Origin of the sequence: Streptomyces daghestanicus, assembly GCF_020521275.1 — a bacterium.
GTDB classification, from domain to species: domain Bacteria; phylum Actinomycetota; class Actinomycetes; order Streptomycetales; family Streptomycetaceae; genus Streptomyces; species Streptomyces griseoviridis.
The window spans coordinates 611,651-638,650 of the sequence record NZ_BNDX01000018.1 but is presented as its reverse complement, the minus strand read 5'-3'; the positions used below and the strand labels follow the sequence as shown (position 1 = coordinate 638,650).

Annotated in this window: 23 protein-coding genes; 10 read left to right on the top strand and 13 right to left on the bottom strand. The window is 74.2% G+C overall.

The window, feature by feature from the left end; translation table 11 throughout:
* Window positions 1-567, bottom strand: a complete 567-nt coding sequence (locus Sdagh_RS35395; RefSeq protein ID WP_190076529.1) for an MOSC domain-containing protein — start codon at window positions 565-567, stop codon at window positions 1-3.
* A gap of 218 nt (window positions 568-785) precedes the next feature.
* Between Sdagh_RS35395 and Sdagh_RS35390 the strand changes: the two genes are divergently transcribed.
* Window positions 786-1,613, top strand: a complete 828-nt coding sequence (locus Sdagh_RS35390; RefSeq protein WP_189414309.1) for an alpha/beta fold hydrolase — start codon at window positions 786-788, stop codon at window positions 1,611-1,613.
* A gap of 14 nt (window positions 1,614-1,627) precedes the next feature.
* Window positions 1,628-1,852, top strand: a complete 225-nt coding sequence (locus Sdagh_RS35385; protein WP_189414308.1) for a hypothetical protein — start codon at window positions 1,628-1,630, stop codon at window positions 1,850-1,852.
* A gap of 60 nt (window positions 1,853-1,912) precedes the next feature.
* Here Sdagh_RS35385 and Sdagh_RS35380 read toward each other — a convergent pair whose 3' ends face one another.
* The 3 genes from Sdagh_RS35380 to Sdagh_RS35370 form a co-directional block, all read right to left on the bottom strand.
* A complete protein-coding gene (locus tag Sdagh_RS35380; RefSeq protein WP_190010832.1) occupies window positions 1,913-2,554 on the bottom strand; it encodes a DUF998 domain-containing protein in 642 nt (213 codons plus the stop codon).
* Between the two features lie 107 nt (window positions 2,555-2,661).
* Window positions 2,662-3,738 (bottom strand): NADH:flavin oxidoreductase/NADH oxidase, encoded by a 1,077-nt coding sequence (locus Sdagh_RS35375; protein WP_189414306.1) that lies wholly within the window; start codon window positions 3,736-3,738, stop codon window positions 2,662-2,664.
* Window positions 3,739-4,225: 487 nt separating this feature from the next.
* Window positions 4,226-4,483: a hypothetical protein gene (locus tag Sdagh_RS35370; RefSeq protein ID WP_226536195.1), complete on the bottom strand. Its 258-nt coding sequence runs from the start codon at window positions 4,481-4,483 to the stop codon at window positions 4,226-4,228.
* A 28-nt stretch (window positions 4,484-4,511) separates the two neighbouring features.
* Here Sdagh_RS35370 and Sdagh_RS35365 point away from each other — a divergent pair, with 28 nt between their 5' ends.
* From Sdagh_RS35365 to Sdagh_RS35355, 3 genes are all read left to right on the top strand, one after another.
* Complete coding sequence (locus Sdagh_RS35365) at window positions 4,512-4,919, top strand: response regulator transcription factor (RefSeq protein WP_226536193.1); 408 nt, start codon at window positions 4,512-4,514, stop codon at window positions 4,917-4,919.
* Window positions 4,920-5,254: 335 nt separating this feature from the next.
* Window positions 5,255-8,662, top strand: a complete 3,408-nt coding sequence (locus Sdagh_RS35360) for a CARDB domain-containing protein (RefSeq protein ID WP_190076528.1) — start codon at window positions 5,255-5,257, stop codon at window positions 8,660-8,662.
* A gap of 151 nt (window positions 8,663-8,813) precedes the next feature.
* Entirely contained in the window at window positions 8,814-10,316 is a 1,503-nt protein-coding gene (locus Sdagh_RS35355) for an amidohydrolase (protein ID WP_190076527.1), read from the top strand.
* A 21-nt stretch (window positions 10,317-10,337) separates the two neighbouring features.
* On the opposite strand, the gene Sdagh_RS35350 is transcribed toward Sdagh_RS35355, so the two are convergent.
* On the bottom strand, window positions 10,338-11,246 hold the full coding sequence (locus tag Sdagh_RS35350; RefSeq protein WP_189414303.1) for an SDR family oxidoreductase: 909 nt from the start codon (window positions 11,244-11,246) through the stop codon (window positions 10,338-10,340).
* 65 nt (window positions 11,247-11,311) lie between these two features.
* Window positions 11,312-11,629, bottom strand: a complete 318-nt coding sequence (locus Sdagh_RS35345) for a hypothetical protein (protein WP_189414302.1) — start codon at window positions 11,627-11,629, stop codon at window positions 11,312-11,314.
* Window positions 11,630-12,635: 1,006 nt separating this feature from the next.
* Here Sdagh_RS35345 and Sdagh_RS35340 point away from each other — a divergent pair.
* Window positions 12,636-13,073: a hypothetical protein gene (locus Sdagh_RS35340; RefSeq protein ID WP_226536191.1), complete on the top strand. Its 438-nt coding sequence runs from the start codon at window positions 12,636-12,638 to the stop codon at window positions 13,071-13,073.
* Between the two features lie 26 nt (window positions 13,074-13,099).
* Here Sdagh_RS35340 and Sdagh_RS35335 read toward each other — a convergent pair whose 3' ends face one another.
* On the bottom strand, window positions 13,100-13,303 hold the full coding sequence (locus tag Sdagh_RS35335; protein WP_190076526.1) for a hypothetical protein: 204 nt from the start codon (window positions 13,301-13,303) through the stop codon (window positions 13,100-13,102).
* A 199-nt stretch (window positions 13,304-13,502) separates the two neighbouring features.
* Between Sdagh_RS35335 and Sdagh_RS35330 the strand changes: the two genes are divergently transcribed.
* From Sdagh_RS35330 to Sdagh_RS35320, 3 genes are all read left to right on the top strand, one after another.
* Window positions 13,503-14,135, top strand: a complete 633-nt coding sequence (locus tag Sdagh_RS35330) for a CBS domain-containing protein (protein ID WP_189414300.1) — start codon at window positions 13,503-13,505, stop codon at window positions 14,133-14,135.
* Window positions 14,136-14,201: 66 nt separating this feature from the next.
* Entirely contained in the window at window positions 14,202-15,041 is an 840-nt protein-coding gene (locus Sdagh_RS35325) for a lysozyme (RefSeq protein ID WP_189414299.1), read from the top strand.
* A gap of 260 nt (window positions 15,042-15,301) precedes the next feature.
* Window positions 15,302-16,528 carry a cytochrome P450 gene (locus Sdagh_RS35320; protein ID WP_190010837.1) on the top strand — a complete coding sequence of 409 codons (1,227 nt, stop codon included), beginning with the start codon at window positions 15,302-15,304 and terminating at the stop codon, window positions 16,526-16,528.
* 114 nt (window positions 16,529-16,642) lie between these two features.
* Here the strand turns inward: Sdagh_RS35320 and Sdagh_RS35315 are convergent, their stop codons facing one another.
* The 5 genes from Sdagh_RS35315 to Sdagh_RS35295 form a co-directional block, all read right to left on the bottom strand.
* Entirely contained in the window at window positions 16,643-17,908 is a 1,266-nt protein-coding gene (locus Sdagh_RS35315) for a cytochrome P450 (RefSeq protein ID WP_189414297.1), read from the bottom strand.
* Window positions 17,905-18,522 (bottom strand): GTP-binding protein, encoded by a 618-nt coding sequence (locus Sdagh_RS35310; protein ID WP_189414296.1) that lies wholly within the window; start codon window positions 18,520-18,522, stop codon window positions 17,905-17,907. Before Sdagh_RS35310 ends, Sdagh_RS35315 begins: the two co-directional genes overlap by 4 nt.
* A complete protein-coding gene (locus Sdagh_RS35305) occupies window positions 18,503-18,862 on the bottom strand; it encodes a DUF742 domain-containing protein (RefSeq protein ID WP_189414295.1) in 360 nt (119 codons plus the stop codon). Before Sdagh_RS35305 ends, Sdagh_RS35310 begins: the two co-directional genes overlap by 20 nt.
* On the bottom strand, window positions 18,859-19,278 hold the full coding sequence (locus Sdagh_RS35300; protein ID WP_189414294.1) for a roadblock/LC7 domain-containing protein: 420 nt from the start codon (window positions 19,276-19,278) through the stop codon (window positions 18,859-18,861). The genes Sdagh_RS35305 and Sdagh_RS35300 overlap by 4 nt, the downstream gene beginning before the upstream one ends.
* A 116-nt stretch (window positions 19,279-19,394) precedes the next feature.
* On the bottom strand, window positions 19,395-21,137 hold the full coding sequence (locus Sdagh_RS35295) for a sensor histidine kinase (RefSeq protein WP_190076525.1): 1,743 nt from the start codon (window positions 21,135-21,137) through the stop codon (window positions 19,395-19,397).
* Window positions 21,138-22,477: 1,340 nt separating this feature from the next.
* On the opposite strand from Sdagh_RS35295, the gene Sdagh_RS36610 reads away from it, so the two are divergent.
* Window positions 22,478-22,612, top strand: coding sequence for a hypothetical protein (locus Sdagh_RS36610; RefSeq protein ID WP_264201209.1), 135 nt, complete (start codon window positions 22,478-22,480; stop codon window positions 22,610-22,612).
* Window positions 22,613-23,522: 910 nt separating this feature from the next.
* Here Sdagh_RS36610 and Sdagh_RS35290 read toward each other — a convergent pair.
* The gene (locus Sdagh_RS35290) at window positions 23,523-26,897 is read right to left on the bottom strand and encodes a pyruvate carboxylase (RefSeq protein WP_190076524.1); all 3,375 of its coding nucleotides are present in this window, start codon (window positions 26,895-26,897) and stop codon (window positions 23,523-23,525) included.
* Window positions 26,898-27,000 lie beyond the last annotated feature (103 nt).

The following is a 27,000-nucleotide window of genomic DNA, read 5'->3' as shown; positions in this document are numbered from 1 at the left end:
TCAGACCCGGTCCAGCGGCCGGTGCGGCCCGCTGGGGAGTTCCGCCACGACCGGGTCGCCGGGGCGGACCACGCCGCCCACCTTCACGACGCTCATGATCCCGGCCTTGCGCACGAGGCGGCCGGTCTCGTCGCGGCCCACGACCCGCCTGAGCAGGCCGCCCTGGAAGCGGTCGATCTGGAGGCAGGGGTTGCGCAGGCCGGTCACCTCCACCACCGCCGTGTCGCCGAGGCGCAGCAGGGCACCGGCCGGCAGGGCGAGCAGGTCGATGCCGCGGGTGGTGACGTTCTCGCCGAGGTCGCCCGGGGTCACCTCGAAGCCCTCGTCGGCGACCTCGGCGAACAGTTCCTCGTGGATGAGGTGGACCTGGCGCAGGTTGGGCTGGGTCGGGTCCTGCGCGACGCGAGAGCGGTGCTTGACGGTCACCCCGGCGTGCACGTCGCCCTCCACGCCCAGGCCGGCCAGCAGGGTGATGCTCGGCCGGTTGGGTTTGGTGAAGGAGTACTCGCCGTTGCTGCTGACCGCTGTCACGGTCCCGCCCGTCGCCCCGTCCGTCGTCCCGCTCATTCGCCGCGACCCCCTTCTGGGCGTGTCTCCGTACCGGATCGGTCACGACCCTGACCCCGCGTCCCGCCCCCGGGAGGGAAGGGACCGCTCACCCGGTCGGCGCAACGGAGGGCGCCGGACGGGTCCGCGGATTGCGCGACCGGGCCGGCTGGACTCTGCTGAGAACACGGCACCGGAACGCGCGGTGCCCCTCCCCTTCCCCGCGAGGAGCGAGTCCCATGCCCATCTGCACGACGCGTGACGGAGTCGAGATCTTCTACAAGGACTGGGGCAGCGGACGTCCGGTCGTCTTCATCCACGGGTGGCCGCTCAACGGCGACGCCTGGCAGGACCAGCTCAAGGCGGTCGCCGACGCGGGCTTCCGGGGGATCGCCCACGACCGCCGGGGCCACGGGCGTTCCACACCGGTGTACGACGGCTACGACTTCGACACCTTCGCGGACGACCTGGAGGACCTCGTCACCCATCTCGACCTGCGCGACGTCACCCTGGTCGCCCACTCGATGGGCGGCGGTGAACTCGCGCGCTACATCGGCCGGCACGGCACCTCGCGGGTCAGGTCGGCCGTGCTGCTCTCCGCCGTCACCCCGCTGATGGCGCAGGGCCCGGACAACCCCGAGGGGGTGCCGGGCTCGGTGCTGGACGGCATCAAGGCCGGCATCCTCAAGGAGCGCTCGCAGTTCTGGCAGGACACCGCGGTCGGGTTCTTCTCCGCGAACCGCGAGGGGAACAAGGTGACGCAGGGCAACAAGGACGCGTTCTGGTACATGGCGATGCAGCAGGCGATCACGGGCGGCGTCGACTGCGTGGACGCCTTCGGCTACACCGACTTCCACGAGGACTGCCGCAGGTTCGACGTGCCGACGCTGATCGTGCACGGCGACGACGACCAGATCGTCCCGATCGACGCCACCGCCCGCAAGGCCGCGCGGATCATCCCGCAGGCGACGCTGAAGGTGTACGAGGGCGGCTCGCACGGCATCGCGATGGTCGACGGCGACAAGGAGCGGTTCAACCGGGATCTGCTCGACTTCCTCAAGAGCTGACCCCGGACCGCGACATGGCTGCGACGACCCGTCCGGTGACCGTGTATCCGCCGGACGACGAGGGGGGCCGACGGGTGCGGGTGGACGGCGAGATCCTGGGCCGGGCGTACAGCGTGACGGACGTCGCCCGCTTCCTCCAGGAGGCCGGGCTCCAGGGGTGGGACGAGATGGACGTGGTCCGCTCCCTGATGATCGACTGGCGTGGCGGCGGCCCGGACGTGTGGACGCGAGGGGTCTGACGACCGGTGCGCGGGACGCACCGGGGCCGGCGCCGGCGGGCAGGCCCGGCCGCCCCGCGGTCACGGGCGGCTCCGCGGCTGACCGGCGGGCCGCTCCGCGCGCCGCGGGGGCGGGGTCCCGGCGCGGGTGAGGCACGAGGTGACCACCACGAGCGGCCACACCGACTGGGCGAAGGTCGTCACGCGTTCCGCGAGGCCCGCGGCGCCGTGCCGCTGTGTCTCGACGATGTACCAGAGGCCGCATGCGGCCATCACGGCCGTCGCCGCGAGCGCCGGTCCGGGCCGCAAGGCCCAGGGAGTCGCGGTACCGCCGCCGCCCCGCGCGGCCAGCACCGGCCAGAGCGCCAGCAGGGTGAACCCGATCACGGCCACCGAGCCGTGCCGCAGGGAGCCCCCGCTGCTCGGCGCGGGCAGCACGACCACCACGAACGCGACGAGCCCGCCGCCGCCCAGCGCCAGGCGGCCCGGGGTCGCGGCGGGCCGCAGTGCCCAGGCGGACAGCAGATGGCAGACGCCGAGGGCGAGCAGCGCCCCGGTCATCAGCCAGTAGCCGGGGCTCCCCGGGGCGGCCAGGACGCTGATCGTCTGGGTGAGGGGGTCGTAGGCGGAGCCTTCGAACGACGCGGCGCCCGTCCAGCCCGCGACGAGCAGGACGGGCGCGCACCCGGAGGAGAGCAGGGCCCAGCGGGGGACACATCGCACCGGAACATGATAAAGCGCCCACTCAGTCCCCGGCGGCGCACACGCGGGCACGGCCGGGACCGGCGCCCGGCGCTCCCCTGGCTACCGGCCTCCGGTGCCCCGGTGGATCAGGGACGCCAGCCGTACTGCGGGGGAATGCGCACGTCGCCGCCGAGTTCGCGGGCGGCGCGCCGGGCCCAGGTGGGCTCGCGCAGCAACTGCCGGCCGATCAGGACCGCGTCGGCGTCACCGGCGGCGAGGATCTTCTCCGCCTGGCCGGGGTCGGAGATCTCGCCGACCGCCGCCACGGGCATGTCCGTCTCCCGCTTGATGCGGGCGGCGAACGGCACCTGGTAGTCGGGGCCGACCGGGATGGTCACCCCGGCCGCGTTGCCGCCGGTGGAGACGTCCATCAGGTCGACGCCGTGCTCGGTGAGCACCCGGGCGAGGGCCACGGAGTCGTCCGGGGTCCAGCCGCCCTCCTCCAGCCAGTCGGTGGCCGAGAGGCGGAAGAACAGGGGGAGGTCGTCGGGCCAGACCTCCCGTACGGCGTCGACGACCTCGACGGCGTAGCGGATGCGGTTCTCGAAGCTGCCGCCGTACGCGTCGGTGCGCCGGTTGCTGTGCGGGGAGAGGAAGTTGCCGATGAGGTAGCCGTGGGCGCCGTGGATCTCGACGACCTGGAAGCCGGCGGCGAGCGCGAGCCGGGCGGAGGCGCGCCACTTGTCGAGGGTGTCCTGGATCTCCTCGACGGTCAGCGCGTGCGGGACCTTCAGGCCGGGGTAGGGTTCGGCGCTCGGGCCGACCGGCGTCCAGCCGTGCTCGTCCGGTCCGACCGGGCGGTCGCCCTGCCACGGCCGGCTGGTCGAGGCCTTCCGGCCGGCGTGGGCGAGCTGGATGCCGGGGACGGTGCCCTGGCTCTTGAGGAAGTCGGTGATCCGGCGCAGCCCGCCTGCCTGCGTCTCGTTCCACAGGCCGAGGTCCTGCGGGGAGATGCGGCCCTCGGGCGCGATGCCGGTGGCCTCCACGATGATCAGCCCCGTACCGCCCGCCGCGCGGGCGCCGTAGTGCTGGAAGTGCCAGTCGTCGGCCACGCCCTGGGACAGACCGTCGGGGGCGGCGGAGTACTGGCACATGGGCGGCATCCACACCCGGTTGGGCACGGTCACCGAACGCAGCGTGTAGGGCTCGAAGAGAGAACTCACAGAAAATCTCCTGGTGACGACGGAAAGCAGGCACGGTGCGGCCCCGGGGCCATGCCTCGGCAGCCGGTGCGAGCGGGCGGTACTGACCCCTCGCACCAGTTTGCACACGTAGATATTATCACTGCGCGTATACCCGCATGCACAATAGCCCGCGTACGCAATCAATCACCCCGCCCACTCCGGCCCCGCCCCGACGCACCGTGTCCCGCGCCGCGCCCGCGCCGCGTCCTCCACGTCGCATTCGAGTCGCTTCACCGACCGGCCGTCCGTCGCCCCACCGGCACACCGACCGGGCCGGGGAGCGCCCGCCGGAACCAGCACCACCGCGCTCAAACCCACCACACCGGTGCCGGTTCTCGCACGCCGGAGCCACCCGTTGGCGCGCGTTCGATTCGCGACGGTCCCGACCCGCTCCGGAACCGTCATCGAGCGGGCAGGTGGACGACCGGAAAGGACACTCCTGGACCAAAGGGGGAAGCACCTAGCCTTATTGACGACATGGTGCGAAGGGGCCCGAGCTGAGGCCGTGGCCGTGGGTGTGCTCATCGTCGACCACCATCCCCTGTTCCTCCAGGGACTGCGGGTCGCCCTGGACACCGAGGACGACCTGGCGGTGGTCGGGGAGGCGGGCAGCGGCGAGGGGGCGGTCGAGACCGTCACCCGGCTCGGCCGCGCCGTGCAGGTGGTCCTCCTGGAGCCGCGAGCGCCCCGGACGCCGGGCGTGGAGGCGATTCCGCGCGATCACCTCGGGGACGGCCGGCCCCCGGCCGCGGGTGCTCGTCGTCTCCCTGTTCGAGGACGACGACGAGGTGGCGGCGCCGCGCGCGGGCGCGCACGGCTGTGTGGCCGAGGAGGCGTCCCGGGACGAACTGCTGCGCGCGGTACGGACGGTGGCCGATGGAGGCGCGGTGTTCAGCGCCTCCATCGCCGAACGGCTGGGCACGTACTTCCCCGCGATCCCCGCGTTCCCCGGCCGGCTGGCCTTCCCCCGGCTGACCGGCCGGGAGCGGGAGGTTCTCGATCTGCCGGCCCGCGGGCACACCAACCGGCGGATCACCCGTCATCTGTCCCCGTCGGACCAGACGGTGCGCAACCACGTGTCGCACATCTTCGCCAAGCTCCAGGTCAGCAACCGCGACGACGCGATGACCCGCGCCCGCGACGCCGGCCTGGGCACCTGACCTCCCCCACCGGGCGCACCTCCGGACGCTCGACGAGCAAGGTATTTGCGCGTCTTGCTCGTTTCTTTGCGCTCAGTCACCTACCGGATGTCCCCGCGCACAGCCATCCGACCCCTCCGCACGAGACATACGGCGGGGTCACCGCGTAGGCAGCCGGAACGCGCCGGTCAACGCAAGGCGGCGCAAGCAGCGCAAGCGGATTTCCGCATGTCACAGCTCCCTTCCCGGAGCATTGACAAACCCCTGGGCCACCACAACTCTGATGACGCGTTTTCCGCAAAAAGTCGACCTGATTGCTCAATTGGCGTGCAGACTTCACGGAAACAGAGGACCTCATGAGATGGAGATCCCTCGGCCGCCGACCGCTGACCTGCGCGGTCACGGCGTGTCTCGTGGCGGCCGGACCGGCGACGCTGGCCCTCGCCGCCCCCGCCCAGGCCGCGCCGGGCCGGGCGCCCGCCGCCGCCGGCGCCAACCTCGCGCTCGGCCGTCCGGCCACGGCCGGCGGCACACACGGTGAATACCCCGCCCGCAACGTCACCGACGGCGCGCAGGCGTCCTACTGGGAGGGCCCCGCCGGGTCGTTCCCGCAGTGGGTGCAGACCGACCTCGGGACCGCCCGGGACGTCGACCGGGTGGTGCTCAAGCTGCCGTCCGGCTGGGAGGGCCGTACCCAGACGCTGTCCCTCCAGGGCAGTGCCGACGGCTCCGCGTTCCGCACCCTCGACGCCTCCGCCCCCCGCGCCTTCGACCCGGCGCGGGGCAACACCGTCTCCGTCGACCTGGCGGACGCGGCCGAGGCCCGGTACGTGCGCGTCGCGATCAGCGGCAACACCGGCTGGAACGCGGCCCAGCTCGCCGAGCTGGAGGTGTACGGCGAGGACGCGACCACCGAGCCGCCGCCCACCGATACCAACCTGGCGCGCGGCAAACCCGCCGAGGCCACCTCCTCGACGCAGTCCTACGTCGCCGCCAACGCCACCGACGACTCCCTTTCCACCTACTGGGAGGCCGCGGGACAACCGGCCGACCTCACCGTGAAACTGGGCGCGGACGCGGACGTCAGCGCCGTGGTGGTCAAGCTGAACCCGGACCCGGTGTGGGCGGCCCGCACCCAGGGCATCCAGGTGCTGGGCCGTGCCGCGTCCGCGGGCACCTTCACCTCGGTCCGCGACCGCGCCGACTACGCCTTCACCCCGGCCACCGGCAACACCGTGACGATCCCGGTCAACGGCCGCTGGGCCGACGTACGGCTGAGGTTCTCCGCGAACACCGGGGCCCCCGGCGGCCAGGTCGCCGAGTTCCAGGTGGTCGGCACCGCGGCACCCGCGCCCGACCTGACCGTGACCGGCCTGGACTGGTCACCGGCCCAGCCCACCGAGCGCGACCCGGTGACCGTGCGCGCCACCGTCCGCAACGCCGGGACCGCCCGCTCGGCCGCGACGACGGTCGAGGCCAGCGTCGAGGGCACGGTCGCGGGCGGTGCCCAGGTCCCCGCCCTGGAACCCGGCGCCTCCGCCCAGGTCGAGGTCGGCGCCGGGACCCGCCCGGCCGGCAGCTACGGCGTCTCCGCGGTGGTGGACCCGCGCGGCACGGTCGTCGAGCTGGACGACACCAACAACAGCCGCAACGCCGCCGACCGGCTGGTCGTCGCCCGCGCGCCCGGACCCGACCTGGAGGTCCGCGCCATCACACCGGCCCCGGCGAACCCGGCCGTGGGCGCCGCCGTCTCCTTCACCGTCGCCGTCCACAACGCCGGGACCACCGCCGCCCCGGCCGGATCGGTGACCCGCCTCCAGGCCGGCACCACCACCCTCGACGGCACCACCGGCCAGGTCGCCGCGGGCGCCACGGTGGACGTGCCGGTCACCGGCGCCTGGACGGCGGCCGCGGGCGGTACCACACTCACCGCGACCGCCGACGCCACCGGCGTGGTGACCGAGACCGACGAGACCGACAACGTGTTCACCAAGCCCCTCGTCGTCGGCCGGGGCGCCGCCGTGCCGTACACCGAGTACGAGGCCGAGGACGGCCGCTACCGGGGGACCCTGCTGGAGGCCGACGCCGAGCGCACCTTCGGGCACACGAACTTCGGCACCGAGTCCTCGGGACGGAAGTCGGTCCGGCTGGACGCCACCGGCGAGTACGTCGAGTTCACCTCCACCGCCTCGGCCAACTCCGTCGTGGTGCGCAACTCCGTCCCCGACGCGCCCGGCGGCGGCGGCGCGGACACCACTATCAGCCTGTACGCCGACGGCCGGTTCGTGCAGAAGCTGCCCCTGTCGTCCAAGCACAGCTGGCTGTACGGGTCCACCGACGACCCGGAGGGGCTCACCAACCGGCCCGGCGGTGACGCTCGGCGCCTGTTCGACGAGTCCCACGCGCTGCTGGCGGACACCTACCCGCCGGGCACCACGTTCCGGCTCCAGCGCGACGCGGGCGACACCGCCGCCTTCCAGATCATCGACCTGATCGACCTGGAGCAGGTCGCTCCCCCGGCCGGCAAACCGGCGGACTGCGTGTCGATCACCGAGTACGGGGCCGTCCCCAACGACGGGCTCGACGACAGCGACGCCCTCCAGCGGGCGGTCACCGCCGACCAGGACGGCCGGATCCCCTGCGTGTGGGTGCCGGCCGGGCAGTGGCGCCAGGAGCAGAAGATCCTCACCGACGACCCCCAGAACCGCGGCCAGTACAACCAGGTCGGCATCCGGGACGTCACCCTCCGCGGCGCCGGCATGTGGCACGCGCAGTTCTCCACGCTGACCCCGCCGCACGAGGCCGGCGGCATCAACCACCCGCACGAGGGCAACTTCGGCTTCGACATCGACGACAACACCCGGATATCCGGCATCGCCATCTTCGGCTCCGGCACCATCCGGGGCGGGGACGGCGGCCAGGAAGGAGGGGTCGGTCTCAACGGCCGCTTCGGCAAGAACACGAAGATCTCCGATGTGTGGATCGAGCACGCCAACGTCGGTGTCTGGGCCGGCCGCGACTACTCGAACATCCCGGAGCTGTGGGGGCCCGGCGACGGGCTGGAGTTCACCGGCGTCCGCATCCGCAACACCTACGCCGACGGCATCAACTTCGCCAACGGCACCCGCAACTCGACCGTCCACAACTCGTCCTTCCGCAACACCGGCGACGACTCGCTCGCCGTGTGGGCCAGCAAGTACGTGAAGGACCCCGCCGTCGACATCGGCCACGACAACCACTTCCGCAACAACACCATCCAGCTGCCGTGGCGGGCCAACGGCATCGCGGTCTACGGGGGTTACGGCAACACCGTCGAGAACAACGTCGTCTCGGACACCATGAACTACCCGGGCATCATGCTGGCCACCGATCACGACCCGCTGCCCTTCTCCGGGCAGACCCTGATCGCGGGCAACGCCCTGTACCGCACGGGCGGCGCGTTCTGGGGCGAGGCGCAGGAGTTCGGCGCCATCACGCTGTTCGCGCAGGGGCAGGACATCCCGGGGGTGACCATCCGGGACACCGAGATCCATGACTCGACGTACGACGGCATCCAGTTCAAGACGGGAGGCGGCGCGACGCCGGACGTCCGGATCACCGGTGTCCTGATCGACGGGTCGATCCACGGCTCCGGCATCCTGGCGATGGGCGGCGCCCGGGGCAGCGCCACGCTCACGGACGTCACCATCAGGAACTCCGCCGAGGGCGACGTGCGGATCGAACCCGGTTCGCAGTTCACCGTCACCGGTACGCCCAGGACGTGACGGTCCCCCGTGACCGGGCCGGCCGTACACGGCCGGCCCGGTCCGTCGTCGCCACGGTGTCCGGCGGCCTTCTCGCCGGGACCCGCCCCCGCGGGGTACGGTCCGCGCCGGTGGACCACCGCACGCGCCGTTTCCCCGCCTGGAGGACCCCGTGACGACGACCCGCACGACCACCGCGCCACCGGTCACCCTGATCCGGGCCCGCCTCGGAGCCGACGGGCCGCTGAGCGACGTACGGATCGAGGACGGCCTGGTCACGGCCGTGCACCCGGCGGGCGAGGCGCCCCGCGCCGCGGGTGAGCGCGTCGACCTGGACGGCCGTACCCTGCTGCCCGGCCTCTGGGACTGCCATGTGCACCTGGTCCAGTGGGCGGGGGTGCGCCGCCGGCTCGACCTGTCCGGCGCCCGGTCGGCGCGGGCCGCCGCCGACGCGGTCGGCGCCCGGGCCGCCACGCTGCCGGCCGGGGAGATCCTCGTCGGCTACGGCTTCCGCGACGGACTGTGGCCCGACACCCCCGGCAAGGACCTGCTGGACGCGGTCGCCGGGGACCGGCCGGTGCTGCTGATCGGCGCCGACCTGCACTGCGCCTGGCTCGACTCCGCCGCCCTCGCCGCCGCCGGACACGGCGGCCATCCGACGGGAGTGCTGCGGGACGAGACCTGCATGCGTGCCGTCGCGGCCCTCACGGCGGTGTCCGCCGAGGTGACCGACCGGTGGGTGCGCGAGGCGTGCGCCGCGGCGGCGGCCCGCGGGGTGACCGGCCTCATCGACTTCGAGTACGCGGACAACATCACCGACTGGACCCGGCGGGCGCGGGCCACGCCGCCGCCGCTGCGGGTGGCCGCCTCGGTGTGGCCGCCGTACCTGGACGCGGCGGTCCGGCGCGGGCTGCGCACCGGTCAGCTCCTGGACACGCCCGCCGGCCGCGTCGAGGTGGGGCCGCTCAAGGTGCTCGGCGACGGCTCCCTCAACACCCGTACCGCCCTCTGCCACGACCCCTACCCCGGTCTGGAGCCCGGCGCGCCCGGTTCCCACGGGCTCGCCGAGGTGGGGCCGGACGAACTCGTCGCGCTGCTGCGCCACGCGTCCGCACACGGCATCACCCCGGCCGTGCACGCCATCGGGGACCGCGCCAACCGGACGGCGCTGGACGCGTTCGAGGCGGTGCGCTGCCCCGGCCGGATCGAGCACGGCCAGCTGCTGGCCGCAGAGGACGTCCCGCGCTTCGCCGAGCTGGACATCACCCTCGGGGTGCAGCCGACCCATGCCGTGGACGACCGGGACGTGGCCGACCGGCACTGGAGCGGCCGCACCCACCGTGCCTACGCCTTCGCCGGCCTGCTGCGCGCCGGCGCCCGGCTGGAGCTGGGGTCCGACGCGCCCGTGGCGCCGCTGGACCCGTGGCTGACCATCGCCTCGGCGGTCGAGCGGACGGACGGCAGCCGGCCGCCGTGGCACCCGGAGCAGCGGATCACGGTGGCCGAGGCGCTCGCCTGCTCCACCCGGGGCAGGCGGCTGATCCGGGTCGGGGACCCGGCGGACCTGGTGGTGACCGACGCCGACCCGCTGCGCGCGGACCCGGGCACCCTGCGCGCCATGCCGGTGCACGCGACGATGCTGGCCGGCGGCTGGACCCACCGCTCCCCGTCCTGACACCCGGGCCGGCCCGGGGCGTCAGTCGCCCGCGCCGCCGAGCCGGCCCAGCGGGCGGGGCGGGGCCAGCGCGGCCCGGCCGCCCGCGCCGAGCAGGCCGGTCGCCTCGAACGGCTGGGCGGCGGCGAGGCGGGGCAGTTCCCGCCGGGACACCGCGGTGACGACGGGCGGCATCGCGGCCCGCACCAGCTGGGCCGCGCGCAGCCAGCGCGGTACGTACACGCTGGGCCGGCGCCGTTCGACCGCGTCGGCCAGCCGTCCGGCCACGAGGGCGACCGGGTAGACCTTCCGGGCGGGCGGCGGCATGTGGCCCCGCAGCTCGCGCAGCACGGGGTACCGGTCGGCGTCCTGGATCATGTCGGTGTCGGTCCAGTTGATGTAGGCGATGCCGACGCCGACCCGCCGGTGGGCCACCTCGGCCCGCAGCGCGTGGGCGAAGGACTCCACGCCCGCCTTGGACGCGCAGTAGGCGCTCATCAGGGGCGCCGCTCCGATGGAGGCGAGCGAGGCGACCTGGAGGTGGTAACCGCGGGTGCGGAACAGGTCGGGCAGGAAGGTGCGGGCGGTGACGGCGCTGCCCACGAGGTTGACCTCGATGACGCGCCGCCAGGTCTCCGGGTCGGACTCGGCGAACGGACCGCCCTCGGCGACGCCCGCGTTGGCGACCACCACCGACGGCGGCCCGAACCGCTGCCGGATGCCGGCGGCGGCCCGGGCCATGGCGGCGTCGTCGGTGACATCGGCCTCCCAGCATCCCGCCTCGCCGGGCAGCTCGTCCCGGACCCGGGCCAGGGCCGCCTGTTCCCGGCCGAGCAGGGCCAGCCGCATGCCCCGCCTGGACAGGTCGTGGGCCAGGGCGGCGCCCAGTCCGCGCGCCGCGCCGGTCACGACGGCCGTCCTGCCGTCGAGCGGATTGTTCTTCACCGGCATACGACCACTCCTCGTGCCCCGCTCCGGGGTGCGGCGGGCTGACCGGGTACCGCGTCCGGGCCGGGTCAGACGCCCGAGTCGATGCCGGTGATCACGGCCGGTCCCAGCGGGGCGGCGCGCTCGTCCAGGCCCGCGTCGGCCAGCGCGTCCTCGGCGAGCCGCCGCGCCTGCCGTTCCGCCTCCGGGCCGGTGGCCGCGTCGACGGTGAGCCGGACGGTGAAGGTTCCGTCGTCGTTGACGGAGAGGACGTCCAGGTCCTCCTCGTCCCCCATCTGGGTGCGGTGCGGGTCGGCCGGGCGCAGGGACCGGGCCACCCGGGCGCGGACCTCCTCGCCGGCGGTTCCGGTGAACGTTCCCGGGACCGAGATGACGTACGTCGTCATGACACTCCTCCCTCGGCGTTCCCCTCCGCGTACCCGCACTGTCCCGGTCCACGTACGCCGGTCCGGGTACGAGGGTCAACCCGGAAAACTGTGCAGGCTGAACTGCACAGGTAAGGCTGCCTGGATTCACGGTGGCGTCATGAGCGACGGTCCGAGGACCCGGCCGACAGACGAGACGCCCGTCGCACCGCGGGACGGCGGGGCCCGGTACCGCGCCGGCCGGGCGGTTCGACCGGGGCTGATACCCCCCGGTGCCCCCGGCTGGGTGCTCGACCCCGTCACCTCCACGATCATTGCCTTCGCCCTGGTCCCCATCGGCGCGGCCCTCGGGTGCCCCGCCATCCCGGACGGCCTGGCTGGTGTCCGCCCTGTACCCGGCCACCGCGCTGGGCCGGCCGGCCCATCGACCCGTTCGGCCCCCGGCGGCTGTTCCTCGCCTCCACCCGCCGGCCGGCACCCTCGCCCCGAGCCTGGGCGTGCTGGACCGGCGCGCGGGTGCTGCTCGGTTCGCGCGTGTGCCGGCTACCCGGCCGCCATGGCCCCGCTGCGCAGCGAGGCCGTTCACACCGGGACGGACGGTCCGGCCGGGCCGCTGACCGTGCCGGCGGTGGCCGGCCAGAGGGTGGCGGTGATCGGCCGGTCGCTCGGCTCCGCTGATCTCAGGGGGCGGCCGGCGGGCCGCCCTCGCCGTCACCATCCCGCTCTCGGCGGCCGCGGTCCCGCTCGGCGGTGCGGCTGCCCCGGCAGGGCGGCGCGGACCACCGGGCCAGGAGCGGGCGGGTGACCCGCGAACTGGACCTGCCCGGCACGGCGCTCTTCGCGGCGGCACTGGTGGCGCTGCCGCTCCTCCTGATGAACCCGCACCCGGGCACCTGGTACCCGCCGGTGATCGTGGTGGCCGCGGGCGGCGCGTTCGCGGCGCGGAGGCTACGGGCCGACGTGCCCTTCACCGGCCCGCGGGGCTCGGGGCAACCGGCCGCTGCCGACGGCGTACGCCCGCACCCTGGTGGCCGTCTCCGCACCCACCGGCCGCCGCGCGGGGTGCGCGGCGAGTTGCTTCGTCGGGGCCGTCGGCCGGCTCGCGGCCCGCGCGCTCGTCCTCACGCTCGGCGCCGGCAGCCCGGTGTGGATACTGCTCGTCGTCACGCCGATCTGCGGTGTGCCGCAGGGACCGAACAGCCTGGCGCTGCAGAATCCGGTCTCCCACCAGGCCGACCCCGGGCGGATGGGCTCCTCCGCCGGGCTGATGGGCACCTTCATGTACCTGGGCTCGATGGTCGCCTCGGCCCCCACCGCCACCGGCGCCGCGTCCGGCGCGCACACGAGCACCGGCGGCCTGCACCGGCCGGCCTGGTTCATGCTCGGCGCGGGCGCGCTGTTCCCGCTGCTGCCCCTCTTCGACCGGGGCCTGCGGCACGTGGGCGCGCCGGTTCATTCCCGGTAGCCGGGGTACCACGGCCTCGCGTCGACTCACGGAACCGCGCGCGGGTGGACATGTCCCGCGGACCCGCGCAGGGCCTCCAGCGGCAGCCGGGCGGTGAGCTTCTCCTGCGCGATCCGTCCCGCGGTGCCGAACTCGTGGGCGATCAGCTCGCGTCCGTCGGGTGAGACCAGCAGGCCGGCGTGGGCGACGCGGTCGTCACGCTCCAGCGCGGCCGGCGCACGACGGACCATGCGAGTACCGCCGGCCCCGGTGACGGCGAGGGTGAGGGTGAGGGTGCGCCGCTCCGCCGACCGCCGGACTGCCGCGGGTTTCGCACAGCGTGGCCCTTCCGCGTGACACGGGGCACCCCTGGGGGCTGCCGTCCGTTCTCACCTGCGGAAGGTCGGAGGCCGGCCACAGGCGGCCGGCAGTGGAGAGGAAGATCGTTAGATGAACCACCAGAAGGTGTGCGAGCTGATGAGCGAGGCCGTCGTCCGCGTCCAGCGCGGCACGCCGTTCAAGGAGATCGCCCACCTGCTGCAGGAGTACGACATCACCGCCGTGCCCGTCGTGGACGCGGACGACCGGCCGGTGGGGGTGGTGTCGGAGGCGGACCTCCTGCAGAAGATCTGGGGCGGCGAGCCGGACGCCGAGCCACCCGGCGGGGCGAAGGCGTCGGCGACGGACGCGGCGGGGCTGATGACGTCACCGGCGGTCTGCGCCCGGGAGGACTGGAGCGTCGTCGAGGCCGCCCGGGTGCTGGCCCGGCACGGCATCAAGCGGCTGCTGGTGGTCGACGCGGACGAGCGGCTGGTCGGGGTGGTCAGCCGCAGCGATCTGCTGCGGGTCTTCCTGCGCAAGGACCGGGAGATCCGCACCGAGATCATCGAGGAGGCCCTGGTGCGGACGCTCGGCCTGGCCCCGTCCGCCGTGCAGGTCGATGTGACGCACGGCCATGTCGTCCTCACCGGCCGCCTCCCCGACCACATCGCGGTGCCCGTGCTGGAGGACCTGTGCCGCCATGTGGACGGCGTGGTCGCCGTGGAGTTCCGGGCGGCGGGCGACGCGGAGACTGCGCGCTGACCCCGGCGGCCGGCGGCAAGCCGTCCGGACGCGCGCGGGATGCGGGCGCGCGGCGCGACGGGTCGGATGGGAGACGTGCGCAGACCCATAGCCGTGGCGGACGGCCGCTTCCGCCTGCTCGCGTCGGGCACTTTGCTCGCCGCACTGTCGATCCTGACCCCGCTCCACACCTCCCCGTCCGCGGCCGGTGGTGACGCACCGGTGCGCGGCTCGGCCTACATGGGCATGGGCGTCCTGGCCCACGAGGGCGAGCAGGACCGCCCCGTCGGCACCCGGGCCACCCAGACCGAGGGGGTGGACGTCTCCAGCCACCAGGGGGACGTCGCCTGGCCGGACCTGTGGGCCAGCGGGGTCAAGTGGGCCTATGTGAAGGCCACCGAGGGCACCTCCTACGTCAACCCCAAGTACGGCCAGCAGTACAACGGCTCGTACGACGTCGGCATGATCCGCGGCGCGTACCACTTCGCGACGCCGGACAGCTCCGGCGGTGCCGCGCAGGCCGACTACTTCGTCGACCACGGCGGCGCCTGGACCGGGGACGGCCGGACGCTGCCGGGTGTGCTCGACATCGAGTGGAACCCGTACGGGGCGTCCTGCTACGGCAAGACACCGGCCCAGATGGTGTCCTGGATCCGGGAGTTCGTCGGCCGGTACGAAACCCGTACGGGCCGGGCCGCGGTGATCTACACTTCCACCAGCTGGTGGAAGCAGTGCACCGGCGACAGCGACGCCTTCGGTTCCGCCAACCCGCTCTGGATCGCCCGCTACGCCGCCACCCCCGGGACGCTCCCGGCGGGCTGGTCGCGGTACACGATGTGGCAGTACACCTCGACCGGGCCGATCGTCGGCGACCATGACCGGTTCGACGGAACCCTGGACCAGCTGGCCCGATTCGCGTCCGGGTGACGGGGGTTCGGGAGCGGCCCCGCGGGTGCCCTCGGTCCAGTGGGCGCCGCGCCTCCCCGCACGGGTGCCCGGCCGGTGCCGGGGGGCCGAGGGCGTCCGGGCCGGCGGCTCCTCCCGGACGCTCACCCGGACCTGACCGAACCGGTGGTTTTCGGCCAAGGAGGACGCGGGGCCGAACAGGCGTCCACGACCCCCTGTCCTGTGCGACGGATGATCAATAACCTTGGGGCGTACACCTGTTACTGACTCCAGGGAGCCCCATGTCCACGGCTCAGCAGGTCCCCGACATCCTCTCGCCGGAGTTCGCGGCGGACCCCTACCCGGCCTACCGGGTGATGCGCGAGAGCGCGCCCCTCATCTGGCACGAGGCCACGCAGAGCTACATCGTCTCCCGCTACGAGGACGTCGAGCGCGTCTTCAAGGACAAGGCCGGCCAGTTCACCACCGACAACTACGACTGGCAGCTCGAACCGGTGCACGGCAAGACCATCCTCCAGCTCAGCGGCCGGGAGCACGCCGTGCGCCGGGCGCTGGTCGCGCCGGCCTTCCGCGGCGCCGACCTTCAGGACAAGTTCCTGCCGGTGATCGAGCGCAACTCCCGCGAACTGATCGACGCCTTCCGCCACACCGGCTCCGCCGACCTGGTCACCGACTACGCCACGCGTTTCCCGGTCAACGTCATCGCCGACATGCTCGGCCTCGACAAGGCCGACCACGACCGGTTCCACCGCTGGTACACGGCCGTCATCGCCTTCCTCGGCAATCTCTCCGGCGACCCGGAGGTCACGGCGGCCGGGGAGCGGACCCGGGCCGAGTTCGCCGCGTACATGCTGCCGATCATCCGTGAGCGGCGCGAGAACCTCGGCGACGACCTGCTCTCCACGCTGTGTGCCGCCGAGGTCGACGGTGTGAGGATGAGCGACGAGGACATCAAGGCGTTCTGCAGCCTGCTGCTCGCCGCCGGCGGGGAGACCACCGACAAGGCGATAGCCAGTATCTTCGTCAACCTGCTGATGCATCCGGAGCAGTTGGCGGCCGTCCGCGCGGACCGCTCCCTGATCCCGCGCGCCTTCGCCGAGACGCTGCGCTACACCCCGCCGGTCCAGATGATCATGCGGCAGTCCGCGACCGAGGTCGAGCTGTCCGGCGGCACCGTACCGGCCGGGGCCACCGTGACCTGCCTGATCGGCGCGGCCAACCGGGACGGCGACCGCTACCGGGACCCGGACCGCTTCGACCTCTTCCGCGACGACCTGACCACGACGACCGCGTTCTCCGCCGCCGCCGACCACCTCGCCTTCGCGCTGGGCCGGCACTTCTGCGTGGGCGCCCTGCTGGCCAAAGCCGAGGTGGAGATCGGCGTCAATCAGCTGCTGGACGCCATGCCCGACCTGCGGCTCGCCGAGGGCTACGACCCGGTGGAGCAGGGCGTGTTCACCCGCGGCCCGCAGTCCGTCCCGGTGCGCTTCACCCCCGCCGGCGCCTGAGCCGCCGGCCACCGCGCGGACACGGGGCCCCGCGAGGGGCCCCGCCGGGCCGCGTACGACATCCCCGGCCGTTACGGCGGCCACCGCCGCGACGGCCACTGCCGAAAACGGCGGCTACTGCACGACCGGCGTGAACTGCACCGGCAGCGCGGTCAGTCCGCGCATCCAGATCGAGTCGCGCCAGGTCAGCTCCTCCGGTTCGACCGCCAGCACCAGGTCCGGCAGCCGCTCCAGCAGGGTCTCCACCGCCGTGCGCGCCATGACGTCCGCGAGCAGCGGCGCCGGGTAGGGGCAGCGGTGCTCGCCGTTGCTGAACGACAGATGGGCGGAGTTCTCGGCGCCGACGTGCGACTCGGGCCAGATCTGCGGGTCGGTGTTGGCCGCGGCGATGCCCAGCACCACGCAGTCGCCGGCGCGGATCAGCCGGCCGCCGAGCTGGGTGTCGCGCACCGCCCAGCGGCCGATGAAGTTCTGCGTCGGGGTGTCCAGCCACAGCACCTCGTTGAGCGCCTCGCCGACGCTGAGCCGCCCGCCGGAGACGTTGATCGCGAACCGCTCGTCGGTGAGCAGCAGCCTGAGCGTGTTGCAGATCCAGTTGGCGGTGGGCTGCTGGGCCGCCGCGATGACCGAGATCAGGTCCTGCACGATCTCCTCGTCGGTCAGCCCGGCCGGGTGCAGCAGCATCCGCGAGGTGATGTCCGGGCCGGGCCGCTCCCGCTTCTCCTTCACCAGCTGGGCGATCCGCTCGCCCACCCGCTGGTACGCGGCCACCGGGTCGTCGCCCTCCGCCGCGTCCAGGGAGATCCGCAGGTCGTCCACGAGCCGCTCGGTGTCGCTGCCGGCCTGCGGCATCCCGCACATCTGCACGACGGCGGTCATCGGCAGGGCGTGCACGTAGGAACTCATCAGCTCGGCCTCGCCGCTGCCCGCGAAGGCGGCGATGAGTCCGTCGGCGATCTCCCGGCAGTCCCGGGCCAGTTCGAACTGGTCGACGCCCTCCAGGGCTTCGGTGATCACCCCGGCCCGGCGCTGGTGCTCCTCACCCTCGGTGAACAGCACGGAGGGCTGGTAGCCGACGAACGGCAGCAGCGGCCAGTCGGCGGGGATGTTCGCCCACTGGTTCCAGCGGCGGCTGTCCCGCGCGAACAGCTCGTCGTGGTTGGTGACGTAGGTCAGCTCGGAGTAGCCGAGGACCAGCCAGGCGGGGATGTCCCCGTCCAGCAGGACGGGTGCCACCGGGCCGTGCTCCCGGCGCAGGGACCGGTAGAGCTGCGACGGTGTCTGCTGGTACTCCAGCCCGGCCAGGCGCAGCGCGCCGCCTCCGTGGGCCGGGCAGCCCGGCGGCGGACCGTCGGGCGTGGGCGATCCGGTCTCGGTCACGGTGTCGTCTCCCGGGCCATGGCGAGGTCGTAGAGGTGGTCCACGAGGGTGATCAGCACGTCCTTCCCGGAGCGTCTCACCCGGGCGTCGCATTCGATCAGCGGAACGTGCGGGGGCAGGGCGAGCGCCTGGCGGATCTCGTCCAGGGAGTGTCCGGCGGAGTCGTCGTCGAACCGGTTGACGGCCACCACGAACGGCGTGCCGTGGTGTTCCAGCCGGTCGATGGCGTACCAGGAGTCGTCCATGCGGCGGGTGTCGACCAGGACGACCGCGCCGAGCGTGCCGGAGAACAGCCGGTCCCACAGGAACCAGAAGCGCTCCTGGCCGGGCGCGCCGAACAAGTAGAGCACCATGCGCTCGTTGAGGCTGATCCGGCCGAAGTCGAAGGCGACCGTGGTGGTGGTCTTGCCGGCCACGCCGCTGGTCTCGTCGACGCCGACGCCCGCCTGGGTCATCACCTCCTCGGTGTTGAGGGGGCGGATCTCGCTGACCGAGCGGACCAGGGTGGTCTTGCCGACCCCGAACCCGCCGACGATCACTATCTTCAGGCCGGTTTCGGCGGCGTCGGCCAGGGGCGTACGGCCGGCGGGCAGTTCAGAGGTTACGGAGCCCATGGAGCACCTCCTTGAGAAGGGCGGAGTCGGGGAGCGAGGCGACGGACTCGGCCGCGCGCGGGTGCCGGGCGGTGATCCGGCCCATGGCGAGGAGGTCGCCGAGCAGGATGCGCACCACCGTGATCGGCAGCCTCAGTTCCGCGGCGATCTCGACCACGGCGGTCGGGTGCCGGCACATCTCCAGGATCCGGACGTGCTCCGACTGCATGCCGGCCGACGGTTCGCTCTCCCGGACCACCAGGGTGACCAGGTCGAAGGCGTCGTCGGCGCGGCTGCGTCCGCCGGTGACCGTGTAGAGCCGGTCGGGGTCACCGGTGTCCACGGGCCTGCGCGGCGTCACGAGGCGGCACCCCCGGGGAGGGGATTGCGGGGTTCGGCCCGCAGGTGCTCGCCGATCTGCTCGACCAGTTCGGTCATCTGGTGGCCCACCACGCCGGGGTCGGCGTTCTCCTCGGCGACGACCGCGAGATGGGCGCCCTCGCCCGCCTCGACGATGAAGAGCAGCCCGCCGTGGAACTCGGTCATGGAGTGGCGCACTCCGCCGGTCCCGTCGCCGAACTCGACGGAGGCACCCTGGGCGAGGGCCTGGATGCCGGAGCAGATCGCCGCCAGCTGGTCCGCGCGGTCCAGGGTGAGGTGGTCGGACCAGCACAGCTTCAGCCCGTCCCGGGAGAGGACGAGGGCGTGCCGGGTGCCCGGGGTGCGCTCCAGAAGGTTCTGCAGAAGCCAGGTGAGGCTGTTGTCGGTGGTCTGCATGGTGGTGATGGGACGGTGGGTGCCCGGCTGACCGGTCACCGGCCCGTGCCTCCAATCTCACGTGCTCAAGCGGGGGGTATGGGGCGCCGAGCCCCGGGCGGGGCGAGGGGCGGGCGCTACGGTGCGGCCGGGCCCGGCTCGGGGCCGCCGTCCGGGGCCGTGGTGCCGGACCGGCGGGCGCGGTGGAAGGCGCCGAACCGGGAGCCGGCGTCGCGTACGGCGGGACGCTCCGGGCGGGCCGTGCCGTCCCCGGTGCCGTCCTGGCCGCGGCGCTGCTCGCGTTCGCGTTCGGCCTGCGCCATGGTGCGGCCGGGGTTGCGCACCGGCAGTCCGCCGGGCGTGCTGTCGGCCGGCGGGTGGGCGGCCGGGGCCTCGGCCCGGGCGGGCAGGGCGCGGGGCGCGACGGGCTCGGCGGGTGCGGGCGGCGCGGGGGCCGGGGGCGCGGGGGCGGCGGCCGGTGCCTGGGCGGGGACGGCGGCCGGGCGGCGGGCGGTGCCGGCCGGCGCGGGCTCGCGCTGCTGGGCGAGGAGCTGCCGGGGCAGCAGGACGACGACGCCGGTGCCACCGCGCGAGGAGGGCCGGTAGTTGACGCTGATGCCGTACTTGACGGCCAGCCGCCCCACGACGGCGAGGCCGAGCCGGGTGCCCTGGAGGGAGGCGAGGTCGGTCATCCGTCCGGCCACCGACTCCTCGGCGCGGCGCATGGCCGCGGCCGGCATCTTCAGGCCGCTGTCCTCGATGGTGACGACGATGCCGGCGCTGCGCTCCTCGACGTAGACGTTGACCTCGTCGATCGGCGGGGAGAAGTTGGCTGCGTTGTCCATGAGTTCGGCGAGCAGGTGCATCACGCCCTCGGCGGCGAAGCCGGTGACGGCGGCGCCGGTCGAGCAGTGCAGGCGGACCCGCTGGTAGGCGGCGATCCGGCCGACGGCGCCGCGCAGGATGGACTCCATCACGATGGGCTTGTTCCAGGCGCGGCTGGACCGGCCGCCCATGAGCAGCGCCAGCCGGTCGGTGAGCAGGCCGAGCTGGGAGGTGCTGTGGTCGAGCTTCAGCAGGTCGCCGAAGACCTCCTCGCCGTGCCGGTCCTGCATCTCGCGGAGGTCGGCGAGCATGCTGACCGCCTTGGCCTGGACCCGGCTGAGCGCCTTGGCCGAGGCGGCCTGCGCGGCGGCGGCCCGGCGCTCGCTCCGGGCGAGTTCACGGACGAACGATTCGGCGGGGGCGCCCAGCGCCGGGGTGCGCGGCCAGTCCAGCTCGCCGAGGACGGTGTCGGCGGACTGCCCCTCGCGGAGCCGGGACACGGCCGCGGGGAGCAGTTCGTCGCCGAGCCGCTTCAGTTCGGCGGAGGTGCGCTCCAGCTCGTCGGCCGCCTGCCGCCGTTCGGTGTCGTAGGCGACGGCCAGCCGTACGGACTCCTCGATCTCGGTGGCGAAGGTGTGGGCGAGCCGGCGCAGCTGCGGGTCGGAGGGGTGGGTGATGTGCGCCAGGGCGTCCTCGGCGCTCGTCCCGTCCCGCAGCCGCTTGGCGACGGCCGGGAGGGTGACGCTGACCAGGTGCGCGCACTCGGCCGCGAGCTGGGCCGCCTGGGACCTGGCCTGGGCGACGTCGTCGCCCTGGCGCGCGCCCGCCCGGCGGGCGCGCCGGACGGCCAGCGTGCCGGTGACGACGGCGACGGCGAGGCAGAGCCAGGCACCGAGCATCGCGGCCAGCGACCAGGTGCGGGCCCCGTCCGGTGCCACGGCGACGGCCGCGCCGGCGGCCGCGGCGGCGGCCACCAGGACGGCGGCGGGCAGGACCGGGACGGCTCGGGGGGCGTTCGCCGACCGGCGCTGGCTGGATGGTGCAGGCACTGACATTCCGCGGTCCCTCGGGATGGAGAGCAGGAGAAACGGTCGACCGACACACGCGACGGTCACGGGTCGGAAGCCGACGTCAACGGGACGTCGATCTTCCGGACCGGGTACGGGCTCATGCTAGTCACCCGGCCGGGTGAGGAGTTCTGACTATCCGCACACTCCGCCCGGCATCCGATTTCGGCCCGAAGGAGCGGTCGGCGGGTACTTCCGTGATAGAGGGAAAGATCCCATGTCCCTTGCCCGACAGGGCAGTTCAGCGGCATCGGAAGCCGGTCGTGCGGCGGGCCGGACAAGGATGACCGTTTCTTCGGACCGGAAAAAGCACCGGACGATGCACACTTTCCGGCCAACTGCCGGTGTCTTTTCTGTCCGATCACCTCAGGACCTCCACACCACACTCGCACATTCATGCGATCCGGGGGCGTGGGCGGTGGCGGTGTGCGGCCCATCGGTTGCCTCCCTCCCGGTGCCGGGTTCCGAGGGGTCGATGCTGCACGGCGGTGACCGGGCGCGGCGGGGTTTCGGTCTCCGTTCACCCGATCGGTGGGATTCCGCGCGGTGCGTGATCGCGTCCGGCGCCGCGCGTGACCGGAACCGTCGCCCGACGGGCGGCCCGGCCCCCTCGCCCGCGTGACCGCGCGGGCCGACCGGGTCCCCGCGTACCGCGTCGTCGAACAGCCGCCCGTACTGCGGCACTTCACGACCCGGCTGGAACCGGTGCCCGGGCACGCGCCGGGCGTACGCCACCCGTTCGGGTGCTCTGCCCCCGACGGCCCCCACCCCGCCCGCTCTTCTCCCTACACTCGGCGGCGGGCGGGGCCTCCCGAGGGACTCGGGCGGCCCCGTGGGGGGACAACGCGGGGGGCGGACGCGAGCACAGGGCCACGCTCATCGGCCGGGCACCCGCCCTGCGCGTCCTGGCCGGCTGGCCCGGACCCGGCCGAGCCACGGCGGGCTGATCCTCCTCACCGGCCGCCCCGGCATCGGCAAGACGTCCCACGCCCGGCACACCGCGCACGAGGCGGCCCGGCAGGGACTGCGGGTCCTGTACGGCAGTTGCCTGGACGGCGGCGCCGGCCCCCCGACCACTGACCCTGGACGCAGACAGTGCGCGGACTGCGGCGCCGGGCGGCCGGCGCGGCGGACGGGGGAATCACGGCGGACACGGGCCGGGTCCTGGCCCTGCTGTCGGGCGGCGGGGCGGCCGAGGGCGCCGACCGGTTCAGCTCTGCGACCTGGTCACCACCCCGCTGGCCGACGCCTCGCGCGTCCACCCGGTCTCGGTCGTCCTGGAGGACCTGCGCTGGTCGGACCCGGTCTCGCTGGAACTGCTGGAGTTCATGGCCGGGCACTGCTGGTTCGAACGGCCGCTGCTCGGCGCCTACCTCGACGGGGAGACCGCCGGCGGGCCGGGCGGCGTGCTGTCCGGCGAGACAGAGACGCTGCGGCTGACCGCGCTGGACACCGGCACGTGACCGGGAGCCGACCGGCCGGACGGGGGACGCGCGCCGGACGCGGGGCTCGCCGAGGAGATGCGCCGGCGGACCGGTGGCACCCCCTTCGTCGTCGAGGAGACCGCCCGGTGTGGTCGGCCGGGCGGCCGCTCCACGCGCTGTCGCCCGGGGTCCGGGCGGTCGTGCGCCGCCGGCTGTCGCTGCCGAGCGGGCCGGCCGCGGCCCTGCTCGGCGCGGCGTCGGTCCTGGGGCGGCGCTTCCGGCCCGCGGTCCCCACCCGGACGGCGGGTACCCCGCGCGGACACCGGGCGGCTGCTCGCGGAGGCGGCCCGCGCCCACCCGGTCGAGGACCCCGGCGACAGGGCCCGGCGCTTCGTCCACGACCCGGTCCGGGAGGCACCCCGCTCGGCGCTGGACACCCCGCGCCGGCACCGGCTGCACGCGGCGGCGGTACCCGCCCCCACCGCCGGCGGGCCGGGGACCGGCCCGGTGCTCCCGGCCGACCTGGCGCACCACGCCCACCGGGCGCGGGACGCGCTCGGCGCCGAGGATGCGGCGGGGCTGCTGGTGAAACCCGCCGCCCGCGACGCCGCGAACCGGCTGGCCCACGACGGGGCCGCCGGCCACTCCGAGCGCGCCCCGGACCGGGTGGCGGGGGGGCCGGTCGCGCCACGGGGTGCCGCTCGCCCCCCGACCTCGGGCTCGCGCTCCAGCTCACCGGCGGGCACGGACGTGCGTGGAACGTGTTCGCGGGGGCCGTCGCGCGGGCCCGCGAGCGTGCCGACGCGCCGTGCCGCTGGGCCGGGTGGCGCTGACGCTGAGCGAGGCCGACACGCGCGGGGACACCACGGGTCTCAGGGGCCGGGTGCCGCGCGGGGCGCTCGACCCGCCGGAGTCCGTACCGCCCGCCGCCCGCAGGCACCGGGGCCGGTCAGCCCAGTTGCACCAGCAGGTCCCCGCCCTCGACCTGCTGGACCCGGTGGACGGCCAGCCGGATCACCGTGCCCGCCCGGGCGGCGGTGATCGCGGCCTCCATCTTCATCGCCTCGATGGTGGCCACCGTGGCGCCGGCCTCGACCCGGTCGCCCTCCGCGACCGCGAGGGTCACCACGCCCGCGAAGGGTGCCGCGACATGACCGGGATCGGCGCGATCGGCCTTCTCGGTCACCGGGACGTCGGAGGCGGCGGCCCGGTCGCGGACCCGGACCGGCCGCAACTGGCCGTTGAGGCCGGCCATCACGGTCCGCAGGCCGCGCTCGTCGGCCTCGCCGACGGCCTGGAGTTCGATGAGCAGCCGGACCCCGGGTTCGAGATCGACGGTGTACTCGGTACCGGGGCGCAGCCCGTAGAAGAAGTCCAGGCTGTCGAGGACGCCGGTGTCGCCGTAGGCCTGCCGGTGGGCGGTGAACTCGCGGGCCGGGCCGGGGAAGAGGAGCCGGTTGAGGGTGGCCCGCCGGTCCCCGGCGAGGCCGTCACGGTCCTCGGCGGACAGCTCCGGGACCGGCCGGGGCTCGGCGCGGCCCCGCAGCGCCTTGCTGCGGAAGGGCTCGGGCCAGCCGCCGGGCGGGGTGCCCAGCTCACCGCGGAGGAAGCCGATGACGGAGTCCGGGATGTCGTACCGGTCCGGTTCCGCCTCGAAGTCGGCCGGGGCGACACCCGCGCCGACCAGGTGCAGGGCGAGGTCGCCGACCACCTTGGACGAGGGGGTGACCTTGACCAGGCGGCCGAGCATCCGGTCGGCGGCGGCGTACATGGCCTCGATGTCCTCGAAGCGGTCGCCGAGGCCGAGGGCGACGGCCTGGGTGCGGAGGTTGGAGAGCTGGCCGCCGGGGATCTCGTGGTGGTAGACGCGGCCGGTGGGGGCGGCCAGGCCCGCCTCGAAGGGGGCGTAGACCTTGCGGACGCTCTCCCAGTACGGCTCCAGGTCCCCGACGGCCTTCAGGTCCAGGCCGGTGGGCCGCTCGGAGTGGTCGGTGGCGGCGACGATCGCGGACAGCGACGGCTGGGAGGTGGTGCCCGCCATGGACGCCACGGCCCCGTCCACCGCGTCCGCGCCGGCCCGTACGGCGGCGAGGTAGGTGGCGAGCTGGCCGCCCGCGGTGTCGTGGGTGTGCAGGTGCACCGGCAGGTCGAACTCCCGGCGCAGCGCGGCGACCAGCTTCTCGGCGGCGGGGGCGCGGAGCAGGCCCGCCATGTCCTTCACGGCCAGGACATGGGCGCCGGCGGTGACGATCCGCTCGGCGAGGCGCAGGTAGTAGTCGAGGGTGTAGAGCTTCTCGCCGGGGTCGCAGAGGTCGGCGGTGTAGCAGAGGGCGACCTCGGCGACGGCGGTGCCGGTGGCGCGGACGGCCTCGATGGCCGGGCGCATCCGGTCGACGTCGTTGAGGGCGTCGAAGACGCGGAAGATGTCGATGCCGGTGGCGGCGGCCTCCTCGACGAAGGCGTCGGTGACCTCGGTGGGGTACGGGGTGTAGCCGACGGTGTTGCGGCCGCGCAGCAGCATCTGGAGGCAGATGTTGGGCACGGCCTCGCGCAGGGCGGCGAGCCGCTCCCAGGGGTCCTCGGCGAGGAAGCGCAGGGCGACGTCGTAGGTGGCGCCGCCCCAGCACTCCAGGGAGAGGAGGCCGGGCAGGGTGCGGGCGACGACCGGGGCGACGGCGAGCATGTCCTTGGTCCGCACCCGGGTGGCCAGCAGGGACTGGTGGGCGTCGCGGAAGGTGGTGTCGGTGACGCCGAGGGTGCGTGACTCGCGCAGCCGGCGGGCGAAGCCCTCGGGGCCCAGTGCGGCCAGCAGCCCGCGGGAGCCGGCCGGGGGTTCGCCGGCGGGCAGCGGCGGGAGTCTGGTGAGCGGGTCGGTCAGGTCGGGACGTTCGCCGTGCGGCTTGTTGACGGTGACGTCGGCGAGGTAGGTGAGCAGCTTGGTGCCGCGGTCGGCGGAGTGCCGGGAGGTCAGCAGGTGGGGGCGCTGCTCGATGAACGAGGTGGTGATCCGGCCCGCCCGGAAGTCGGGGTCGTCCAGGACGGCTTGCAGGAAGGGGATGTTCGTGGCGACGCCGCGGATGCGGAACTCGGCCACCGCGCGCCGGGCCCGGCCCACCGCGGTGGCGAAGTCCCGTCCCCGGCAGGTGAGTTTGACCAGCATGGAGTCGAAGTGGGCGCTGATCTCCGTACCGGCGTGGGTGGTGCCGCCGTCCAGGCGGATGCCGGAGCCGCCCGGTGAGCGGTAGGCGCTGATCCGGCCGGTGTCCGGGCGGAAGCCGTTGGCCGGGTCCTCGGTGGTGATGCGGCACTGGAGGGCGGCGCCGCGCAGGGTGACGGTGTCCTGGGACAGGCCCAGGCCGGCGAGGCTCTCGCCGGCGGCGATGCGCAGCTGGGCCTGGACCAGGTCGACGTCGGTGACCTCCTCGGTGACCGTGTGCTCGACCTGGATGCGCGGGTTCATCTCGATGAAGACGTGGTTGCCGTCGCGGTCGAGGAGGAACTCCACGGTGCCGGCGTTGCGGTAGCCGATGCGGCGGGCGAAGCGGACCGCGTCGGCGCAGATCCGGTCGCGCAGCTCCGGGTCGAGGCCGGGTGCCGGGGCCAGTTCGACGACCTTCTGGTGGCGGCGCTGGAGCGAGCAGTCCCGCTCGTAGAGGTGGATGACGTCGCCGTGGCCGTCGGCGAGGATCTGCACCTCGATGTGGCGGGGTTCGGCCACCGCCTTCTCCAGGAAGACCGTGGCGTCACCGAACGCGGAGGCCGCCTCCCGGGACGCCGCCTCGATCGCCTCGCGCAGCCGGGCGGGGTCCTCGACGCGGCGCATGCCGCGCCCGCCGCCGCCCGCGACCGCCTTGACGAAGACGGGGAAGCCGATGCTCTCGGCGGCGCGGACCAGGGTGTCGGTGTCGGTGGAGGGCTCCGAGGAGCCGAGGACGGGGACGCCGGCCTCCCGGGCGGCGGCCACGGCGCGGGCCTTGTTGCCGGTCAGTTCCAGGATGTCCGCGTCCGGGCCGACGAAGGTGATGCCCGCCTCCTCGCAGGCGCGGGCCAGGTCGGGGTTCTCGGAGAGGAAGCCGTAGCCCGGGTAGACGGCGTCGGCGCCGGCGTCGCGGGCCGCGCGCACGATCTCCTCGACGGAGAGGTAGGCCCGCACCGGGTGGCCCGGCTCGCCGATCTGATAGGCCTCGTCGGCCTTCAGACGGTGGAGGGAGTTGCGGTCCTCGTGCGGGAAGACGGCCACGGTCCGCGCACCCAGTTCGTAGCTCGCGCGGAACGCGCGGATGGCGATCTCACCGCGGTTGGCGACCAGCACCTTGCGGAACATCAGCGATCCCTTCGGCCTGCCGGTGACGAGACCATCGTGGCGGCGGCACCCCGGTTACACCATGTGAGGCAGGCCACTGGGCGGACGGGTGACGGCGGGTTAC

What these genes read in the sequence shown, in the direction of transcription:
- Sdagh_RS35395 (WP_190076529.1), bottom strand. Translation starts at nt 567, where the DNA reads ATGAGCGGGACGACGGACGGGGCGACGGGCGGGACCGTGACAGCGGTC.
- Sdagh_RS35390 (WP_189414309.1), top strand. Translation starts at nt 786, where the DNA reads ATGCCCATCTGCACGACGCGTGACGGAGTCGAGATCTTCTACAAGGAC.
- Sdagh_RS35385 (WP_189414308.1), top strand. Translation starts at nt 1,628, where the DNA reads ATGGCTGCGACGACCCGTCCGGTGACCGTGTATCCGCCGGACGACGAG.
- Sdagh_RS35360 (WP_190076528.1), top strand. Translation starts at nt 5,255, where the DNA reads ATGAGATGGAGATCCCTCGGCCGCCGACCGCTGACCTGCGCGGTCACG.
- Sdagh_RS35350 (WP_189414303.1), bottom strand. Translation starts at nt 11,246, where the DNA reads ATGCCGGTGAAGAACAATCCGCTCGACGGCAGGACGGCCGTCGTGACC.
- Sdagh_RS35345 (WP_189414302.1), bottom strand. Translation starts at nt 11,629, where the DNA reads ATGACGACGTACGTCATCTCGGTCCCGGGAACGTTCACCGGAACCGCC.
- Sdagh_RS35335 (WP_190076526.1), bottom strand. Translation starts at nt 13,303, where the DNA reads ATGGTCCGTCGTGCGCCGGCCGCGCTGGAGCGTGACGACCGCGTCGCC.
- Sdagh_RS35330 (WP_189414300.1), top strand. Translation starts at nt 13,503, where the DNA reads ATGAACCACCAGAAGGTGTGCGAGCTGATGAGCGAGGCCGTCGTCCGC.
- Sdagh_RS35325 (WP_189414299.1), top strand. Translation starts at nt 14,202, where the DNA reads ATGGGAGACGTGCGCAGACCCATAGCCGTGGCGGACGGCCGCTTCCGC.
- Sdagh_RS35320 (WP_190010837.1), top strand. Translation starts at nt 15,302, where the DNA reads ATGTCCACGGCTCAGCAGGTCCCCGACATCCTCTCGCCGGAGTTCGCG.
- Sdagh_RS35310 (WP_189414296.1), bottom strand. Translation starts at nt 18,522, where the DNA reads ATGGGCTCCGTAACCTCTGAACTGCCCGCCGGCCGTACGCCCCTGGCC.
- Sdagh_RS35300 (WP_189414294.1), bottom strand. Translation starts at nt 19,278, where the DNA reads ATGCAGACCACCGACAACAGCCTCACCTGGCTTCTGCAGAACCTTCTG.
- Sdagh_RS35295 (WP_190076525.1), bottom strand. Translation starts at nt 21,137, where the DNA reads ATGTCAGTGCCTGCACCATCCAGCCAGCGCCGGTCGGCGAACGCCCCC.
- Sdagh_RS36610 (WP_264201209.1), top strand. Translation starts at nt 22,478, where the DNA reads ATGGCCGGGCACTGCTGGTTCGAACGGCCGCTGCTCGGCGCCTACCTC.
- Sdagh_RS35290 (WP_190076524.1), bottom strand. Translation starts at nt 26,897, where the DNA reads ATGTTCCGCAAGGTGCTGGTCGCCAACCGCGGTGAGATCGCCATCCGC.